The organism is Streptomyces sp. NPDC094034, assembly GCF_040303865.1.
Lineage (GTDB): Bacteria > Actinomycetota > Actinomycetes > Streptomycetales > Streptomycetaceae > Streptomyces.
Window position 1 is genome coordinate 1 of the sequence record NZ_JBEOUD010000122.1, and the last position, 1,322, is coordinate 1,322.

Here is a 1,322-nt window from a genome sequence, read left to right on the forward strand (position 1 = left end):
CCGCGTCCTCGCGCAGCACCACGCTGTGCTGCGCGACGACGGTCACGCCCGTCGCGTCGGGCAGCACCGACCACTCGCCGGTGTGCGCCTCCAGCAGCCCGGGCGTGACCGTCTGCTTGTAGACGATGCGCCCGGCGTGCGGGAAGCAGATGCGCACCGACTCGGTGGTGTGCGCGCCGCCGTCGGCCGTCAGCGTGTCCATGGACATGATCTGCACGCCGGGGCTGACCTCGGTCAGGTCCAGGCGGGAGACGTGCGGGATCAGCTCGGGCCAGTCGGCCGCCCGGTACAGGAAGTCGTGGACCAGCTCGGCCGGGCCCTTGACACGCACGGAGTCCTCGAAGGACAGGACGAGGTCGTCCAAACGCGTCCAGCGTTCGGCGAGGCGCTTGAGGCTGTCCAGTTCGGACCGGGAGTTGGTGTCGCAGGCCCGCTCGACCCACGCCACGTCCTCGGGGCGGTCACCGACGACCGTGAAGTCGTGCAGCAGCGTCAGCCGGCTGGTGCCGCCCGGCCGCTCCTCGACGATCCAGGTGCCGTGCATGGACCGCACCGGCTCCTGCGGGCGGGTCTGCTGGAACTCGATCCGCCGCCGGCCCGGGTCCCGCACCCGCTGCGAGATCCACGAGCGGATCTCGCCGTTGGCCGTGGCCCACATGCGCAGCTGTTCCTCGGTGCCGTCGAACTCCAGGCGCTCCACGTACACGTGGGGCGGAAAGAACAGCGGCCACCGCACCACGTCCGCGATCAGCCCGTAGACGACTCCGGCTCCCGCATCGACCTCGACGGAGTGCACCGTACGGTGCGCCCGTTCGTTCCTCACCAGGTACACGTCTTTCTCGCTTCCTCGACAAAGGTCAGTAATTGCCCAGGCCACCGCAGATGTTGAGGGCCTGTCCGGTGATCGAGGCAGCGGGCTCGAAGGTCAGGTAGACGACCAGCGCGGCCACCTCCTACGGGTGTGGAGTAGCGGCCGAGCGGGATCTTCGCCGCGAACCGCGCGCGCACGTGGTCCTCGGTGGTGTCCCAGGCCACCGCGTACTCCTGGCGCACCCGTTGGGCCATCGGGGTCTCCACATAGCCGGGGCAGACCGCGTTGACGGTGATGCCGCGCGGCGCGAGTTCCCGGCCCAGCGCCTTGGTGAAGCCCACGACCCCGTGCTTGGAGGCGCTGTACGGGGCGCCGAGCAGGACACCCTGTTCGCCGGCGGTGGAGGTGATGCTGATGATCCGCCCGTGCCCGGAGCCGGCGAGGCCGCCGTTCCCGAGCGCCTCGCGCGTCACCAGGAAGACACTGTTGAGGTTGGTGTCGATGACGTCGT

The 1,322-nt window shown here is 70.0% G+C and carries 1 protein-coding gene and 1 pseudogene; both read right to left on the bottom strand.

The features are described 5' to 3' along the window. A partial coding sequence (locus tag ABTZ59_RS37100; RefSeq protein ID WP_351425967.1) for an aromatase/cyclase occupies positions 1 to 832 on the bottom strand: 832 nt, incomplete at its 3' end. Between the two features lie 25 nt (positions 833 to 857). Continuing rightward, positions 858 to 1,322 (bottom strand): annotated as a pseudogene (locus tag ABTZ59_RS37105) (SDR family oxidoreductase); the annotation flags it as partial.